Origin of the sequence: Pseudomonas sp. R2-60-08W (assembly GCF_003852335.1) — a bacterium.
In the GTDB taxonomy this organism is placed as follows: Bacteria; Pseudomonadota; Gammaproteobacteria; order Pseudomonadales; family Pseudomonadaceae; genus Aquipseudomonas.
Genome location: NZ_CP027731.1, coordinates 1406212 through 1421003 on the forward strand (window position 1 = coordinate 1406212; position 14792 = coordinate 1421003).

Annotated in this window: 16 protein-coding genes; 14 read left to right on the top strand and 2 right to left on the bottom strand. The window is 59.6% G+C overall.

Annotation, left to right across the window (positions count from 1 at the left end; genetic code table 11):
• The first annotated feature begins 28 nt into the window (after positions 1 to 28).
• The 5 genes from C4J90_RS06295 to ispD all read left to right on the top strand — a co-directional run bounded on the left by C4J90_RS06295 (position 29) and on the right by ispD (position 5111).
• Positions 29 to 1660 (top strand): CTP synthase, encoded by a 1632-nt coding sequence (locus C4J90_RS06295; protein ID WP_124361620.1) that lies wholly within the window; start codon positions 29 to 31, stop codon positions 1658 to 1660.
• A 5-nt stretch (positions 1661 to 1665) separates the two neighbouring features.
• Complete coding sequence (kdsA, locus tag C4J90_RS06300; RefSeq protein ID WP_124366122.1) at positions 1666 to 2511, top strand: 3-deoxy-8-phosphooctulonate synthase; 846 nt, start codon at positions 1666 to 1668, stop codon at positions 2509 to 2511.
• A 156-nt stretch (positions 2512 to 2667) separates the two neighbouring features.
• Complete coding sequence (gene eno / locus C4J90_RS06305) at positions 2668 to 3957, top strand: phosphopyruvate hydratase (RefSeq protein WP_017844757.1); 1290 nt, start codon at positions 2668 to 2670, stop codon at positions 3955 to 3957.
• Between the two features lie 171 nt (positions 3958 to 4128).
• Entirely contained in the window at positions 4129 to 4407 is a 279-nt protein-coding gene (ftsB, locus tag C4J90_RS06310) for a cell division protein FtsB (RefSeq protein WP_057723188.1), read from the top strand.
• Positions 4404 to 5111: a 2-C-methyl-D-erythritol 4-phosphate cytidylyltransferase gene (gene ispD, locus C4J90_RS06315; protein WP_124419433.1), complete on the top strand. Its 708-nt coding sequence runs from the start codon at positions 4404 to 4406 to the stop codon at positions 5109 to 5111. The genes ftsB and ispD overlap by 4 nt, the downstream gene beginning before the upstream one ends.
• Positions 5112 to 5209: 98 nt before the next feature.
• Here ispD and C4J90_RS06320 read toward each other — a convergent pair whose 3' ends face one another.
• Positions 5210 to 6106 carry a LysR substrate-binding domain-containing protein gene (locus C4J90_RS06320; RefSeq protein ID WP_124366125.1) on the bottom strand — a complete coding sequence of 299 codons (897 nt, stop codon included), beginning with the start codon at positions 6104 to 6106 and terminating at the stop codon, positions 5210 to 5212.
• 109 nt (positions 6107 to 6215) lie between these two features.
• On the opposite strand from C4J90_RS06320, the gene C4J90_RS06325 reads away from it, so the two are divergent.
• The 8 genes from C4J90_RS06325 to rpoS all read left to right on the top strand — a co-directional run bounded on the left by C4J90_RS06325 (position 6216) and on the right by rpoS (position 13338).
• Positions 6216 to 7328: an S-(hydroxymethyl)glutathione dehydrogenase/class III alcohol dehydrogenase gene (locus tag C4J90_RS06325; protein ID WP_065880066.1), complete on the top strand. Its 1113-nt coding sequence runs from the start codon at positions 6216 to 6218 to the stop codon at positions 7326 to 7328.
• Between the two features lie 8 nt (positions 7329 to 7336).
• Positions 7337 to 8182 carry an S-formylglutathione hydrolase gene (fghA, locus tag C4J90_RS06330; RefSeq protein ID WP_124369890.1) on the top strand — a complete coding sequence of 282 codons (846 nt, stop codon included), beginning with the start codon at positions 7337 to 7339 and terminating at the stop codon, positions 8180 to 8182.
• Positions 8183 to 8236: 54 nt separating this feature from the next.
• Positions 8237 to 8710: a 2-C-methyl-D-erythritol 2,4-cyclodiphosphate synthase gene (ispF, locus tag C4J90_RS06335; RefSeq protein ID WP_012722614.1), complete on the top strand. Its 474-nt coding sequence runs from the start codon at positions 8237 to 8239 to the stop codon at positions 8708 to 8710.
• Entirely contained in the window at positions 8707 to 9765 is a 1059-nt protein-coding gene (gene truD / locus C4J90_RS06340; protein ID WP_124419434.1) for a tRNA pseudouridine(13) synthase TruD, read from the top strand. The genes ispF and truD overlap by 4 nt, the downstream gene beginning before the upstream one ends.
• Complete coding sequence (gene surE, locus C4J90_RS06345) at positions 9753 to 10502, top strand: 5'/3'-nucleotidase SurE (RefSeq protein WP_124361626.1); 750 nt, start codon at positions 9753 to 9755, stop codon at positions 10500 to 10502. The genes truD and surE overlap by 13 nt, the downstream gene beginning before the upstream one ends.
• Positions 10503 to 10543: 41 nt before the next feature.
• The gene (locus C4J90_RS06350; protein WP_170827533.1) at positions 10544 to 11179 is read left to right on the top strand and encodes a protein-L-isoaspartate(D-aspartate) O-methyltransferase; all 636 of its coding nucleotides are present in this window, start codon (positions 10544 to 10546) and stop codon (positions 11177 to 11179) included.
• A 209-nt stretch (positions 11180 to 11388) separates the two neighbouring features.
• The gene (locus C4J90_RS06355; RefSeq protein WP_124361627.1) at positions 11389 to 12225 is read left to right on the top strand and encodes a peptidoglycan DD-metalloendopeptidase family protein; all 837 of its coding nucleotides are present in this window, start codon (positions 11389 to 11391) and stop codon (positions 12223 to 12225) included.
• A gap of 105 nt (positions 12226 to 12330) precedes the next feature.
• Complete coding sequence (gene rpoS / locus C4J90_RS06360; protein WP_124361628.1) at positions 12331 to 13338, top strand: RNA polymerase sigma factor RpoS; 1008 nt, start codon at positions 12331 to 12333, stop codon at positions 13336 to 13338.
• A 239-nt stretch (positions 13339 to 13577) separates the two neighbouring features.
• Here rpoS and C4J90_RS06365 read toward each other — a convergent pair whose 3' ends face one another.
• Positions 13578 to 13787 carry a cold-shock protein gene (locus tag C4J90_RS06365; RefSeq protein WP_002554837.1) on the bottom strand — a complete coding sequence of 70 codons (210 nt, stop codon included), beginning with the start codon at positions 13785 to 13787 and terminating at the stop codon, positions 13578 to 13580.
• 387 nt (positions 13788 to 14174) lie between these two features.
• Here C4J90_RS06365 and dcd point away from each other — a divergent pair, with 387 nt between their 5' ends.
• Positions 14175 to 14741: a dCTP deaminase gene (gene dcd / locus C4J90_RS06370; RefSeq protein WP_048719838.1), complete on the top strand. Its 567-nt coding sequence runs from the start codon at positions 14175 to 14177 to the stop codon at positions 14739 to 14741.
• Positions 14742 to 14792 lie beyond the last annotated feature (51 nt).

Genomic DNA, 14792 nt, shown 5'->3' on the forward strand with positions numbered 1-14792 from the left:
GCTTTAACGCAGACTTCTAGGGTTTTTCATGACGCGCTACATATTCGTCACGGGCGGTGTTGTTTCTTCATTGGGGAAAGGCATTGCCTCCGCTTCATTGGCGGCCATCCTGGAGGCGCGGGGGCTTAAAGTCACCATGCTCAAGCTGGACCCGTACATCAACGTCGACCCGGGCACCATGAGCCCGTTCCAGCACGGTGAAGTGTTCGTCACCCATGACGGCGCCGAGACCGACCTGGACCTGGGCCACTACGAGCGGTTCATCCGCACGACCATGACCCAGAACAACAACTTCACCACCGGCCGTGTCTACGAGCACGTGCTGCGCAAGGAGCGCCGTGGTGATTACCTGGGTGCAACCATCCAGGTGATCCCGCACATCACCGACGAAATCAAGCGCCGCATCATCAAGGGTGCAGGCGATGCCGACGTGGCGATGGTCGAGATCGGTGGCACCGTGGGTGACATTGAATCCCAACCGTTCCTCGAAGCCATTCGCCAGTTGCGTTTCGAAGTCGGCGCCAAGCGCGCGATGCTGATGCACCTCACCCTGGTGCCGTACATCGCCACTGCCGGCGAAACCAAAACCAAGCCAACCCAGCACTCGGTCAAGGAACTGCGTTCCATTGGCCTGCAGCCGGACGTGCTGGTCTGCCGCTCCGATCACCCGATCGATATTTCCTCGCGTCGCAAAATCGCGCAGTTCACCAACGTTGAAGAACGTGCGGTGATCGCCCTGGAAGACGCCGACACCATCTACAAGATCCCGGGCATCCTGCATTCCCAGGGCCTGGATGATTTTGTGGTCGAGCGTTTCGGCCTGCAGTGCAACGGCGCGGACCTGTCCGAGTGGGAAGCCGTGGTCGACGCCAAGCTCAACCCTGAGCATGAAGTCACCATCGCCATGGTCGGCAAGTACATGGAACTGCTCGACGCGTACAAATCCCTGATCGAAGCGATGAGTCACGCCGGCATCAGCAACCGTACCAAGGTCAACCTGCGCTACATCGATTCCGAAGACATCGAGAACCAGGGCACCGCGCTGCTCGAAGGTGTCGACGCGATCCTCGTACCGGGCGGTTTCGGCCTGCGTGGCGTGGAAGGCAAGATCACCGCCGTGCAATACGCTCGCGAGAACAAGGTGCCCTACCTGGGTATCTGCCTGGGCATGCAGGTGGCCGTCATCGAGTTCGCCCGTAACGTGCTGGGCTGGAAAGACGCCAACTCCACCGAGTTCGATCACACCAGCGGCCACCCGGTCGTGGGCCTGATCACCGAGTGGGAAGACGCCACCGGTGCCGTCGAAACCCGTACCGAAGCCTCCGACCTGGGCGGCACCATGCGCCTGGGCGCACAGGACTGCCTGCTGGAAGCCGGTTCGCTGGTACACGACTGCTACGGCAAGGACGTGATCGTCGAGCGTCACCGTCACCGCTACGAAGTGAACAACAACCTGCTGCCGCAGATCAAAGAAGCGGGCCTGAAGATTTCCGGCCGCTCCGGTGACGGCAAGCTGGTTGAAGTGGTCGAGGCACCGGATCATCCGTGGTTCGTGGCCTGCCAGTTCCACCCCGAGTTCACCTCGACGCCGCGCGACGGTCACCCGCTGTTCAGCGGTTTCGTCAAAGCGGCACTGACGCAACATCAGAAGAAGGCATAACCCTGATGGCCCAGAAGATCATTCGCGTAGGCGACATCGAAATTGCCAACGACAAGCCCATGGTGCTGTTCGGCGGCATGAATGTACTGGAAAGCCGCGACATGGCGATGCAGGTCTGTGAAGAGTACGTGCGGGTTACCCAGAAGTTGGGGATCCCCTATGTATTCAAGGCCAGCTTCGACAAGGCCAACCGTTCGTCCGTGACCTCCTATCGCGGCCCGGGCCTTGAAGAAGGCATGCGGATCTTCCAGGACATCAAGCAAGCCTTCGGCGTGCCGATCATCACCGACGTCCACGAGCCCGAGCAGGCGGCCGTGGTCGCCGAGGTGTGCGATATCATCCAGTTGCCGGCCTTCCTGTCGCGCCAGACCGACCTCGTGGTCGCCATGGCCAAGACTGGCGCGGTGATCAATATCAAGAAAGCCCAGTTCCTCGCGCCTCAGGAAATGAAACATATCCTGAGCAAATGCGTGGAAGCGGGTAACGACCAGTTGATCCTGTGCGAGCGTGGTTCGAGCTTCGGCTACAACAACCTCGTGGTGGACATGCTCGGTTTCGGCATCATGAAACAGTTCGAATACCCGGTGTTCTTCGACGTGACCCACGCGTTGCAAATGCCCGGTGGTCGCGCCGATTCCGCCGGCGGTCGCCGTGCCCAGGTGCTGGACCTGGCCAAGGCGGGCATCAGCCAGTCCCTGGCCGGCCTGTTCCTGGAAGCCCACCCGGACCCGGACAACGCCAAGTGCGACGGCCCCTGTGCCCTGCGCCTGGACAAGCTGGAGCCGTTCCTGGCCCAGCTCAAGCAGTTGGACGAACTGGTCAAGAGTTTTCCGACGGTAGAGACCGCGTAAGCGTCGTTTCTCCGGTAGAATTTCCCACGCTTTATGCTCAGGCCCCAGGCCTGAGCCTTGTCGTCTGCAAGCCTGCCCTGTTGTTCCACCCTTGCGGTCGGTCAAAAGATTTCCTTCAGCTGCGTCGTTTTCGTCAACTTTGGAGTGTTTACAACAATGGCAAAAATCGTCGACATCAAAGGTCGTGAAGTTCTCGACTCCCGTGGCAACCCCACCGTCGAAGCCGACGTGCTTCTCGATAACGGCATCATCGGCAGCGCCTGCGCGCCGTCCGGTGCTTCCACAGGTTCCCGTGAAGCGCTGGAACTGCGTGATGGCGACAAGAGCCGTTACCTGGGCAAGGGTGTACTCAAGGCGGTAGCCAATATCAATGGCCCGATCCGTGACCTGTTGCTGGGCAAGGACCCGCTGGACCAGAAAGCTCTGGACCACGCGATGATCAAGCTCGACGGCACCGAAAACAAAGGCAGCCTGGGCGCCAACGCGATCCTCGCCGTGTCCCTGGCCGCCGCCAAGGCCGCCGCCCAGGACCAGGACCTGCCGCTGTACGCGCACATCGCCAACCTGAACGGCACCCCGGGCGTGTACTCGATGCCGGTGCCGATGATGAACATCATCAACGGTGGCGAGCACGCCGATAACAACGTCGACATCCAGGAATTCATGGTGCAGCCGGTTGGCGCCAAGACCTTCTCCGAAGGCCTGCGCATGGGCACCGAGATTTTCCATCACCTCAAGGCTGTGCTGAAGGCCCGAGGCCTGAGCACTGCAGTGGGTGACGAAGGTGGTTTCGCACCAAACCTGGCGTCCAACGAAGATGCACTGAAAGTGATCTCCGAAGCTGTGGCCAACGCCGGCTACACACTGGGCACCGACGTGACCCTGGCCCTGGACTGCGCTGCCAGCGAATTCTATGAAGATGGCAAGTACAACCTGTCCGGCGAAGGCCAGGTGTTCAATTCCGAAGGCTTTGCCGAATACCTGAAGGGCCTGACCCAGCGCTACCCGATCATTTCGATCGAAGACGGCCTGGATGAGTCCGACTGGGACGGCTGGAAAATTCTCACCGACAAGATCGGCGAAAAAATCCAGTTGGTGGGCGACGACCTGTTCGTGACCAACACCAAGATCCTGAAAGAAGGCATCGACAAGAAGATCGCCAACTCGATCCTGATCAAGTTCAACCAGATCGGCACCCTGACTGAAACTCTGGAAGCCATCCAGATGGCCAAGGCTGCGGGCTACACCGCCGTGATCTCGCACCGCTCCGGCGAAACCGAAGATTCGACCATTGCCGACCTGGCCGTGGGCACCTCGGCGGGCCAGATCAAGACCGGTTCCCTGTGCCGTTCCGACCGCGTGTCCAAGTACAACCAATTGCTGCGCATCGAAGAGCAATTGGCGGGTAAAGCCAAGTACAACGGTCGCAGCGAGTTTCGCGGCTGAGCAGTAAATGGTAAAAAGTCGGCCGATTGCGTCGGAAATCTCACGACAGTGGGCATTTCGGCGCTAATCTGCTGACTGACAAGCACAAGCCTGGTTTATCCAGGCTTCGTGCTATCAGTTGCTGCAAAAGGTTTGCATGACTGTCTTTTTTCACTGGATACCCGGATTTCGATGCGCAGTCCCAATTGGTTGTTCCTCGTCTTGCTCTTGTTGCTGGCTGGCCTGCAGTACCGCCTATGGGTCGGTAACGGCAGCTTTGCGCAGGTGGAAGAGCTGACCCAGCAAATTGCCGACCAGCACGCCGAAAACGAACGTCTGCTGGAGCGCAACCGCGTGCTCGATGCCGAAGTGCTTGAGCTGAAAAAAGGCACGGAGACCGTTGAAGAGCGGGCGCGTCATGAACTGGGCATGGTCAAGGAGGGCGAAACCCTCTACCAGTTGGCCCAATGAACACCGAGTTACCGGCCTTCTGGGCCGTGATTCCGGCCGCGGGTGTTGGTGCCCGTATGGCCGCCGACCGTCCCAAGCAGTATCTGCAACTCGGCGGGCGCACCATTCTCGAACACAGCCTTGGCTGTTTCCTTGACCACCCTGGGCTGCAAGGGCTGGTGGTCAGTCTTGCGGTTGATGACCCCTATTGGCCCAGCCTGGCGTGTGCCGCCGACCCGCGTATTCAGCGTGCGGATGGCGGATCGGAGCGCTCAGGTTCCGTGCTCAATGCGCTGCTTCAGCTCAATGCTCTGGGCGCCAGTGATGAAGATTGGGTGTTGGTGCACGATGCAGCGCGGCCCAATCTGAGCCGTGATGATCTCGACAAGCTATTGGGTGAACTGGCTGACGATCCCGTGGGTGGCCTGCTGGCCGTGCCGGCCCGTGACACCCTCAAGCGCGTCGACAAACAGGGCCGTGTCGTCGAGACCGTCGATCGCAGCCTGATCTGGCAAGCCTTCACGCCCCAGATGTTCCGCCTGGGCGCCTTGCACCGCGCGTTGGCGGACAGCCTGGTGGCCGATGCGGTGATTACCGACGAAGCCTCGGCCATGGAGTGGTCCGGCCAGGCACCACGCTTGATCGAAGGGCGTTCGGACAACATCAAGGTGACGCGGCCGGAAGACCTGGAGTGGCTGCGGTTGCGCTGGGCTAACCGCAGGTAGTCAGTCGCACCGCGTCGACTCCCACATTTGATTGGGTTCGCAGATCAAAATGTGGGAGGGGGCTTGCCCCCGATGCGGCCTGGCCAGGCAACAAATAATCACCCGCTGTACTCCGGCCTTCCAGCCAACCCTTCCTTCAAAAAATCCACCAACTTCCTGACCTTCGGCGATAAATGCCGCTGCTGCGGATACAACGCCCACACCGCCGTATTCGGCGGCTGATGCGCCTCCAGCAGCGACACCAGCGCGCCGCTGTGCAAGTGCTCCAGCACGTAATAGTCCGGCAACTGGCACAGCCCCATGCCCTGCAGCGCGGCATCCAGCACCGCCTGCCCACTGTTGCAGCGCCAGTTGCCCTGCACCCGCTGGGAAAATTCGCGGCCGTCCTGGGCCAGTTGCCAGATGTCCGAACTGCCGATCAGGCAGTTGTGCCGACTCAATTCCGACAAACTGTGTGGCCGGCCATACCGGGCCAAGTAGGAAGGTGACGCACACAAATACATGCGGCGCGCAGCCAGGCGGCTGGCAACCATGCGTGAGTCTTGCAGGCGCCCGAGGCGAATTGCCAGGTCGAGCCCCTCGTGCACCAGGTCCAGCGGGCGGTTGCTCAGCTCGATATCGACGCGCAACTGTGGATAGAGCGCCATGAACGCGGTTACCAGCGGCACAATGAAACGTTCGCCATAGGCCACGGCGCAGGTCATGCGCAACATGCCCTTGGGTTCGCTGGTCAGGTCGCCCACCGCACGTAACGCTTCTTCGCGACCGTCCTGCAAGCGCTGGCAATGTTGCAGGAACGTCTGGCCCGCTTCGGTCAGCGTCACCTTGCGTGTACTGCGATACAACAGGCGGGTTTGCAGCCGTTCTTCCAGGCGCGCCACCTGGCGGCTGATATGGGACGACGAGACCCCCAGGCGCTCGGCCGCAGCCGTGAATTGGCTGCACTCGGCCACAGCGACAAACTCATCGATGCCCTCCCAGCGATTCTCCAGCATGGTTATTGTCCCTGTACGGCAATAATGTTTTGCTTTCGTCTGGATTATTAATCAATCAGCCATGTTTTACACTGGTCCAATCAACTTTTACTCCATGGAGAAACCCCGGATGATCAAGTCCCGCGCCGCCGTAGCCTTCGAAGCCAAGAAACCCCTTGAGATTGTGGAAGTCGATGTCGCCATGCCCAAGGCGGGCGAAGTGCTGTTGCGCGTGGTCGCGTCCGGTGTGTGTCATACCGATGCCTACACGCTTTCAGGCGCAGACCCGGAAGGGATTTTCCCGTCGATCCTTGGTCATGAAGGCGGTGCAGTGGTCGAGGCCATTGGCGAAGGCGTAACCTCGGTGGCCGTCGGCGACCATGTGATCCCGCTGTACACCCCGGAATGCGGTCAATGCAAATTCTGCCTGTCCGGCAAGACCAACCTGTGCCAGGCCATCCGTTCCACCCAGGGCAAAGGCTTGATGCCTGACGGCACTACGCGTTTCTCCTACAAGGGCCAGCCGATTTTCCACTACATGGGGACCTCGACGTTCTCCGAGTACACCGTGCTGCCGGAAATTTCCGTCGCCAAGATTCCTAAAGAAGCGCCGCTGGAAAAGGTCTGCCTGCTGGGCTGTGGCGTGACCACCGGTATCGGCGCGGTGATCAATACCGCCAAGGTCAAGCCGGGTGACACCGTGGCCATCTTCGGTCTGGGTGGTATCGGTCTGTCGGCGGTGATTGGTGCGGTGAAAGCCAAGGCCGGCCGCATCATTGCCATCGACATCAACCCGGCCAAGTTTGAAATCGCCAAGCAACTGGGCGCGACCGACTGCATCAACCCGAAAGACTATGACCGCCCGATCCAGGACGTGATTGTCGATTTGACCGATGGCGGCGTGGACTTTTCCTTCGAGTGCATCGGCAATGTCCAACTGATGCGTGCGGCCCTGGAGTGCTGCCATAAAGGCTGGGGCGAGTCGGTGATCATTGGCGTGGCCGGTGCCGGCCAGGAAATCGCCACCCGTCCGTTCCAACTGGTGACCGGTCGCGTCTGGCGCGGCTCGGCCTTCGGCGGCGTACGCGGGCGTACCGAATTGCCAAGCTACGTGGAAATGGCCCAGACCGGCGAGATCCCGCTGGACACCTTCATCACCCACACCATGGGCCTGGAAGATATCAACAAAGCGTTTGACCTGATGCATGAAGGCAAGAGCATTCGTACCGTCATCCATTTCTGAGGTCGGCCATGAGTCTGGAAAACCTGTCCTGCCAGAAAAGCTTCGGCGGCTGGCATAAACGCTATAAGCATCATTCCGCTGTGCTTGATTGCGACATGACCTTTGCCGTCTACCTGCCGCCGCAGGCAGAGCAGGGTGGCAAGCTGCCGGTGCTGTATTGGCTGTCCGGCCTGACCTGCACCGACGAGAACTTCATGCAAAAGGCCGGTGCCCATCGTATGGCCGCCGAGCTGGGCTTGATCATCGTGGCGCCGGATACCAGCCCGCGCGGCCCCGGTGTGCCGGATGACCCGGATAACGCCTGGGACTTTGGTCTGGGCGCCGGGTTCTATCTGAACGCCACCCAGGAACCCTGGGCCAGGCATTATCGGATGCATGACTATGTGGTGCAGGAATTGCCGGAGTTGGTGGAGGCGCATTTCCCTGCGTCAGACAAGCGCGGCATCAGCGGCCACTCGATGGGCGGCCACGGTGCGTTGGTCTGCGCGCTGCGCAACCCTGGGCGTTACCAGAGCGTGTCGGCGTTTTCGCCGATCAACAATCCGATGGACTGCCCCTGGGGCCAAAAAGCCTTCTCCCGTTACCTGGGAGAAGAGCGCTCGAAGTGGCGCGAATGGGATGCCTGCGTGCTGATCAGCGAAGCGTCGGAACAGTTGCCGCTGTTGGTGGACCAGGGCGATCGCGACGATTTCCTCGCCGTGCAGCTCAAGCCCGAGGCCTTGCAGCAAGCCGCCAAGGCGGCCGGTCATCCGCTGGAACTACGGCTGCAACCCGGCTACGACCACAGCTACTTCTTTATCGCCAGCTTCATCGATGACCATTTGCGCCATCATGGTCGTGCTTTGCTCGGTTAATGTGAGGCAAAAGTAGGTAGAATCACGCCCTGAATTAAATCGGGGCGTTTTTTTATGCGTATTGGCCACGGCTACGATGTGCACCGTTTCGCTGAAGGCGATTTCATCACTTTGGGCGGCGTGCGTATCGCGCACCACCATGGGCTGCTGGCTCATTCTGACGGCGACGTTGTGTTGCACGCCTTGAGCGATGCGTTGCTCGGCGCAGCGGCGTTGGGTGATATCGGCAAGCACTTTCCGGACACCGATCCAACCTTCAAGGGCGCCGACAGCCGTGTGTTGCTGCGCCATGTCGTCGGCTTGATCCACGCCAAAGGCTGGAAGGTCGGCAACGTCGATAACACCATCGTGGCCCAGGCGCCGAAAATGGCCCCGCATATCGAATCGATGCGCGCCCTGATTGCCGCAGACCTGCAAATAGAATTGGACCAAGTCAACGTGAAAGCCACCACCACCGAAAAGCTCGGGTTTACCGGTCGTGAAGAGGGCATCGCCGTGCACTCTGTCGCCTTGTTGCTGCGCGCATGAACGAACTTGAGTTGCTGGGCCCGCGTGCCTATGGCGAAGCGTTGGGCAGCGCGGTCCTGAAGGCCACGGCCGAAGATTTCCAGGTGGACGAAGTGCTCGATATCCCGCTGACTGGCGAAGGCGAGCACCTGTGGTTGTGGGTGGAGAAGCGCGGCCTGAATACCGAGGAAGCGGCGCGGCGTATCGCCAAGGCGGCTGGCGTGCCTTTACGCACTGTCAGCTATGCCGGGCTCAAGGATCGCCAGGCATTGACCCGCCAGTGGTTCAGCGTGCAATTGCCCGGCAAGGCCGATCCGGACATGCGTGCCGCCGAGAACGACACCCTCCGGATCCTGAAAACCGCGCGGCACAAACGCAAGCTGCAGCGCGGTGCACATGCGGCCAACGGCTTTACCTTGCGCCTGACCCAGTTGCACGGCGATACCGCCGCCATCGACGCGCGTCTGAAACAGATTGCCCAGCACGGTATTCCCAACTATTTCGGTGCCCAGCGCTTTGGCCATAATGGCGGCAATGTCGTCGATGCCCATGACTGGGCGGCTCGCAAGGCCCTGCCGGAGCAGCGCAATGTACGTTCGCGGTTGCTGTCCACCGCCCGTAGCTTGCTGTTCAACAAAGTGTTGGCGGCGCGTGTCGCCGACGGCTCCTGGCAGCGCGCCCAAGTCGGCGACTTGCTGGCCTTCACCGACAGCCGCAGCTTTTTCCCGGCCGGTGAGGCTGAATGCAGCGATCCGCGCCTGGCGATCCTCGACTTGCATCCCACCGGCCCGCAGTGGGGGGAGGGCGAGTCTCCGGCGAAAGGTCTTACCTATGAATTGGAACAATCTGTCGCCGCCGCAGAAGCTGATCTGCGTGATTGGCTGGTGAATGCGGGAATGAGCCAAGAACGTCGCATTCTGCGGCTGCCCATTGGCGGGTTGACGTGGCATTATCCCAGGCCTGACATTCTGCAATTGGAATTCGTCCTGCCGGCTGGATGCTTCGCCACTGTATTGGTGCGCGAACTCGTTGATCTAGTGCCGGTGGGGCCGACGGACAACCCATGCGTATTCTGATATCAAACGATGACGGTGCCACCGCACCCGGCCTCGCCGCGCTTCATGCTGCGCTGGCGGATTACGCCGAATGCGTGGTGGTGGCCCCCGACCAGGACAAGAGCGGCGCCAGCAGTTCGCTGACGCTCGACCGTCCGTTGCACCCCAAGGTGCTGGCCAATGGCTTTATCAGCGTGAACGGCACCCCCACCGACTGCGTGCACCTGGCGATCAACAGCTTGTTGGAGCACGCGCCGGACCTAGTGGTGTCGGGCATCAACCTGGGCGCGAACCTGGGCGACGACGTGCTGTATTCCGGCACCGTGGCGGCCGCCCTTGAAGGGCGCTTTCTCGGCGGTATCGGGTTCGCCTTTTCCTTCGCCTCACGGCAACTGGATAACCTGGCGACGGCGGCGTACTACGCGCGCAAGTTGGTGCAAGCGCACGCGTCCCTGAACCTGCCGCCGCGCACTGTGCTTAACGTCAATATCCCCAACCTGCCTCTTGACCATATTCGCGGTATCCAGCTGACGCGGCTGGGGCACCGTGCCCGTGCGGCGGCACCCTTGAAGGTGGTCGACCCGCGTGGCAAGGAAGGCTATTGGATCGCAGCGGCCGGCGATGCCGAGGATGGTGGCGAGGGCACGGACTTTCATGCGGTGATGCAAGGCTATGTATCGATTACCCCGTTGCAATTCGATCGCACCTTCAGTGATGCCTTCAGTGGACTTGATGGCTGGCTGGAGGGACTGCGCTGATGGCTCGTGAACAAGACGACTTGCTGCGCCGTGGCATCGGGATGACTTCCCAGCGCACGCGCGAGCGTTTGATCCAGCGTCTGTACGAAGAAGGCTTGTCCAACGCGCAGGTGCTGGAAGTGATCCGGCGCACGCCTCGGCACCTGTTTGTCGACGAAGCCCTGGCGCACCGCGCCTACGAAGACACGGCGTTGCCGATCGGCCACAACCAGACCATCTCCCAGCCCTATATGGTCGCCCGCATGAGTGAGCTGTTGCTGGCCGCCGGGCCGTTGGACAAGGTGCTGGAAATCGGCACCGGCTCCGGCTATCAGACCGCCGTGTTGTCTCAGCTGGTCGAACGGGTGTTCTCGGTTGAGCGCATCAAGGTGCTGCAGGACCGCGCCAAGGAGCGCCTGGTCGAGCTGAACCTGCGTAACGTTGTGTTTCGTTGGGGCGATGGCTGGGAAGGCTGGCCGGCATTGGCGCCCTATAACGGCATCATTGTCACTGCGGTGGCCACCGATGTGCCGCAAGCGCTGCTCGATCAACTGGCGCCCGGCGGTCGGCTGGTCATCCCGGTGGGCTCCGGCGAAGTGCAACAATTGATGCTCATTATTCGCGAGGACGATGGCTTTTCCCGGCATGTGCTCGGGGCTGTGCGCTTCGTGCCGCTGCTCAACGGCCCGCTGGCCTGATCATTTATTTTCAGACAATGAATTCCACAGGCGCAGATGTGTCTTACAGCGGGGTCTATAGATTCAACGGGGGAAGGCGCCGGAGTTAAACATGATGAAGTTTTCGTTTCACTCGTGTGCCGGTAAAAAGCCAATGCCCAGTTATACTTGCGTCATCTTTCAAGCCTGATACAGGCGTTAACGTTCAGCCACCACAAAGGGAGCGGCGGGTGAGTCTCACAGGTCCTGCGCAGCGAATGAGTAAAACAAGCTTTCAGCGACTGGTGCTTGGCCTTGTCTTGAGTTCCTTACTGGCAGCCTGCTCGAGCACGCCATCCGGCGGTGCGCGGGTGGTTGACCGCACCAATGCGGCACCGCAGAAGCCGACGGTGACCACCGGCCAATACGTCGTGCGCAAGGGCGATACGCTGTTCTCGATTGCCTTCCGTTATGGTTGGGATTACAAGGCCCTCGCAGCTCGTAACAACATTCCCGTGCCCTATACGATTCATCCGGGGCAGACAATTCGTTTCGATGGCCGCGCCGGTTCGGCGCCCACGGCAGTTGTGACAAAGTCGGGATCTTCGGCTTCTTCTTCGAGCAAAACCACGGTTATCACCAGGCCTGCAGGTACCGCCGCACCTTCGGTGGCGAGCAAGCCGGCACCCGCGCCGTTGCCACCTGCAGGGCCGGCGCCGACCGGTTGGGGATGGCCTTCAAACGGCGTGTTAATTGGAAAATTCTCTTCAAACGGCAGTTTGAATAAAGGCATTGATATCGCCGGGGATTTGGGACAGCCTGTTTTGGCTGCGTCTGATGGGACAGTGGTGTACGCCGGGAGTGGTCTACGGGGCTACGGCGAGCTGGTCATCATCAAACACAGCGATACCTACGTCAGTGCCTACGGTCATAACCGCAGGTTGTTGGTTCGGGAGGGGCAGCAGGTCAAGGTCGGACAGACAATTGCCGAAATGGGTTCAACGGGTACAGACCGGGTGAAACTGCACTTTGAGATTCGCCGTCAAGGGAAACCTGTAGACCCACTGCAATTCCTACCCCGTCGTTGATGTGTTGCCAGCCTGTTCCCTCACGTAGAAGGAACAGGCTCCAGCGTTGCCAAGGATAAAGGCGTCGCTTGAGCTTGAGGTCGAACTCACCAAAGGACTATAACAATGGCTCTCAGTAAAGAAGCGCCGGAGTTTGACATCGACGATGAGGTTCTCCTTATGGAGACCGGTATCGCTACGGAACCGATGTCAGATAATGAGGGGGCATCACCACCCTCAGTTCGCACCAAATCCAAAAACTCCTCCGCGTTAAAGCAACACAAGTATATTGATTACACACGGGCGCTCGACGCGACCCAGTTGTACCTCAATGAAATCGGCTTTTCCCCTCTGCTCACCCCCGAAGAAGAAGTTCATTTTGCGCGTCTGTCGCAGAAGGGCGATCCGGCTGGGCGCAAACGCATGATTGAAAGCAACCTGCGCCTGGTGGTTAAAATCGCCCGACGCTACGTCAATCGCGGATTGTCGCTGCTGGACTTGATCGAGGAGGGCAACCTGGGCTTGATCCGGGCGGTGGAGAAGTTCGACCCTGAGCGGGGCTTTCGCTTCTCGACTTATGCCACCTGGTGGATTCGCCAGACCATCGAACGGGCGATCATGAATCAGACCCGCACGATCCGGTTGCCGATCCATGTGGTCAAGGAGCTCAACGTGTACCTGCGGGCAGCGCGTGAGCTGACACAAAAACTCGATCATGAACCTTCGCCTGAAGAAATCGCCAACCTGCTGGAAAAACCGGTAGGGGAGGTCAAGCGCATGCTTGGCTTGAATGAGCGGGTGTCTTCGGTCGATGTCTCGCTGGGTCCGGATTCGGATAAAACCCTGCTGGACACCCTGACAGATGATCGCCCGACAGATCCGTGCGAGCTGTTGCAGGATGATGATCTGTCTCAAAGCATCGACCAGTGGCTGTCGGAGCTCACCGATAAGCAGCGCGAGGTGGTGATCCGCCGCTTCGGCCTGCGCGGCCATGAGAGCAGCACCCTGGAGGACGTAGGCCTGGAGATCGGCCTGACCCGTGAGCGGGTGCGGCAGATTCAGGTAGAGGGGCTCAAGCGCTTGCGCGAGATCCTTGAGAAGAACGGCTTGTCGAGTGAGTCGTTGTTTCAATAAACAACGCTGCTTGAATGCCGAATGTGGGAGGGGGTATAAGCCCCCCTCCCACATTTTTTATGCCGATCGTTTGCTGATCGTTCCCACGCTCTGCGTGGGAATGCAGCATCAGGACGCTCTGCGTCCCATGGCGTGACGCAGAGCGTCACAAGAGTCATTTCCACGCAGAGCGTGGGAACGATCGGCATAAAAAAACCCCGCTTTTGAGGGCGGGGTCTTTTCGACTAAATCAGTACAAGTTAGATAACTTGAACTTCTTCAGCTTGCATGCCTTTCTGACCGCGGGTAGCGATGAAAGAAACCTGTTGGCCTTCTTTCAGGCTTTTGAAGCCGTCGGATTGGATAGCTTTGAAGTGAACGAACAGGTCGTCACCGGATTGTGGAGTGATGAAGCCGAAGCCTTTTTCATCGTTGAACCACTTAACGGTACCAGTTTGGCGATTAGACATGGTGTAACTCCTTGAACAAAGTTAACTGCGACTCAGGAAAAGCCCTGGCCGAGACTGAGTGCAAAGAGCAGGAAAAATTCTTGGAGATGGTTGGATCGAAATTCAACATATCGTGTAGAGATTCTCAGTGACACAAGCAACACAGTGACGCCACCTTAACCCTTTTTCCGGAACGTGCCAATGGTATTTCCGAAGGTTTCTCTATTTTCGTGACTGGCGGTGGTATTTATCGTCGCCGAAAGTCGCGCCAAGAGCCCCGGCCCCGTTGGCTGCGGGTAATGGAGGCGGGTGCATTCGTCATTAAAAGTCCTGCGCCCTTTGAACCCCACAGCCGGCCCCGGTAAGATGCCCCACAGAATTTTTTCACCTCGCATTCAGGACACCGCCATGAGCATCAAATCGGACAAGTGGATTCGCCGCATGGCGCAGGAACACGGCATGATCGAACCGTTCGTCGAGCGCCAGATTCGTGGCGAAGGCGACGCGCGCGTGATTTCCTACGGCGTTTCCAGCTATGGCTACGACGTGCGTTGCGCCGATGAATTCAAGGTGTTCACCAATATCAACTCGGCGATCGTCGATCCGAAGAACTTCGACGAAAAAAGCTTCGTCGACGTCAAGAGCGATGTCTGCATCATCCCGCCAAACTCCTTCGCCCTGGCCCGCACCGTGGAGTTCTTCCGTATCCCGCGTGACGTATTGACCATCTGCCTGGGTAAAAGCACCTACGCCCGTTGCGGCATCATCGTCAACGTAACCCCGCTGGAACCCGAGTGGGAAGGCCATGTGACCCTGGAGTTCTCCAACACCACCACCTTGCCGGCGAAAATCTACGCCAATGAAGGCGTGGCACAGATGCTGTTCCTGCAGTCCGACGAGGCGTGCGAAGTGTCCTATAAGGACCGTGCCGGCAAGTATCAGGGCCAGCGTGGCGTCACGCTCCCACGCGCTTGATCGAAAGCTCCTACGCTCCAAGGGAATTAGTCTGCGGAAAGTGACTCTATC

Excerpts from the sequence above, each read along its gene's own strand:
- dcd (WP_048719838.1), top strand. The coding sequence starts at position 14,175 with ATGAGCATCAAATCGGACAAGTGGATTCGCCGCATGGCGCAGGAACAC.
- C4J90_RS06320 (WP_124366125.1), bottom strand. The coding sequence starts at position 6,106 with ATGCTGGAGAATCGCTGGGAGGGCATCGATGAGTTTGTCGCTGTGGCC.
- C4J90_RS06325 (WP_065880066.1), top strand. The coding sequence starts at position 6,216 with ATGATCAAGTCCCGCGCCGCCGTAGCCTTCGAAGCCAAGAAACCCCTT.
- kdsA (WP_124366122.1), top strand. The coding sequence starts at position 1,666 with ATGGCCCAGAAGATCATTCGCGTAGGCGACATCGAAATTGCCAACGAC.
- ftsB (WP_057723188.1), top strand. The coding sequence starts at position 4,129 with ATGCGCAGTCCCAATTGGTTGTTCCTCGTCTTGCTCTTGTTGCTGGCT.
- C4J90_RS06365 (WP_002554837.1), bottom strand. The coding sequence starts at position 13,787 with ATGTCTAATCGCCAAACTGGTACCGTTAAGTGGTTCAACGATGAAAAA.
- ispD (WP_124419433.1), top strand. The coding sequence starts at position 4,404 with ATGAACACCGAGTTACCGGCCTTCTGGGCCGTGATTCCGGCCGCGGGT.
- eno (WP_017844757.1), top strand. The coding sequence starts at position 2,668 with ATGGCAAAAATCGTCGACATCAAAGGTCGTGAAGTTCTCGACTCCCGT.
- C4J90_RS06295 (WP_124361620.1), top strand. The coding sequence starts at position 29 with ATGACGCGCTACATATTCGTCACGGGCGGTGTTGTTTCTTCATTGGGG.
- fghA (WP_124369890.1), top strand. The coding sequence starts at position 7,337 with ATGAGTCTGGAAAACCTGTCCTGCCAGAAAAGCTTCGGCGGCTGGCAT.
- rpoS (WP_124361628.1), top strand. The coding sequence starts at position 12,331 with ATGGCTCTCAGTAAAGAAGCGCCGGAGTTTGACATCGACGATGAGGTT.
- ispF (WP_012722614.1), top strand. The coding sequence starts at position 8,237 with ATGCGTATTGGCCACGGCTACGATGTGCACCGTTTCGCTGAAGGCGAT.
- truD (WP_124419434.1), top strand. The coding sequence starts at position 8,707 with ATGAACGAACTTGAGTTGCTGGGCCCGCGTGCCTATGGCGAAGCGTTG.
- surE (WP_124361626.1), top strand. The coding sequence starts at position 9,753 with ATGCGTATTCTGATATCAAACGATGACGGTGCCACCGCACCCGGCCTC.
- C4J90_RS06350 (WP_170827533.1), top strand. The coding sequence starts at position 10,544 with ATGACTTCCCAGCGCACGCGCGAGCGTTTGATCCAGCGTCTGTACGAA.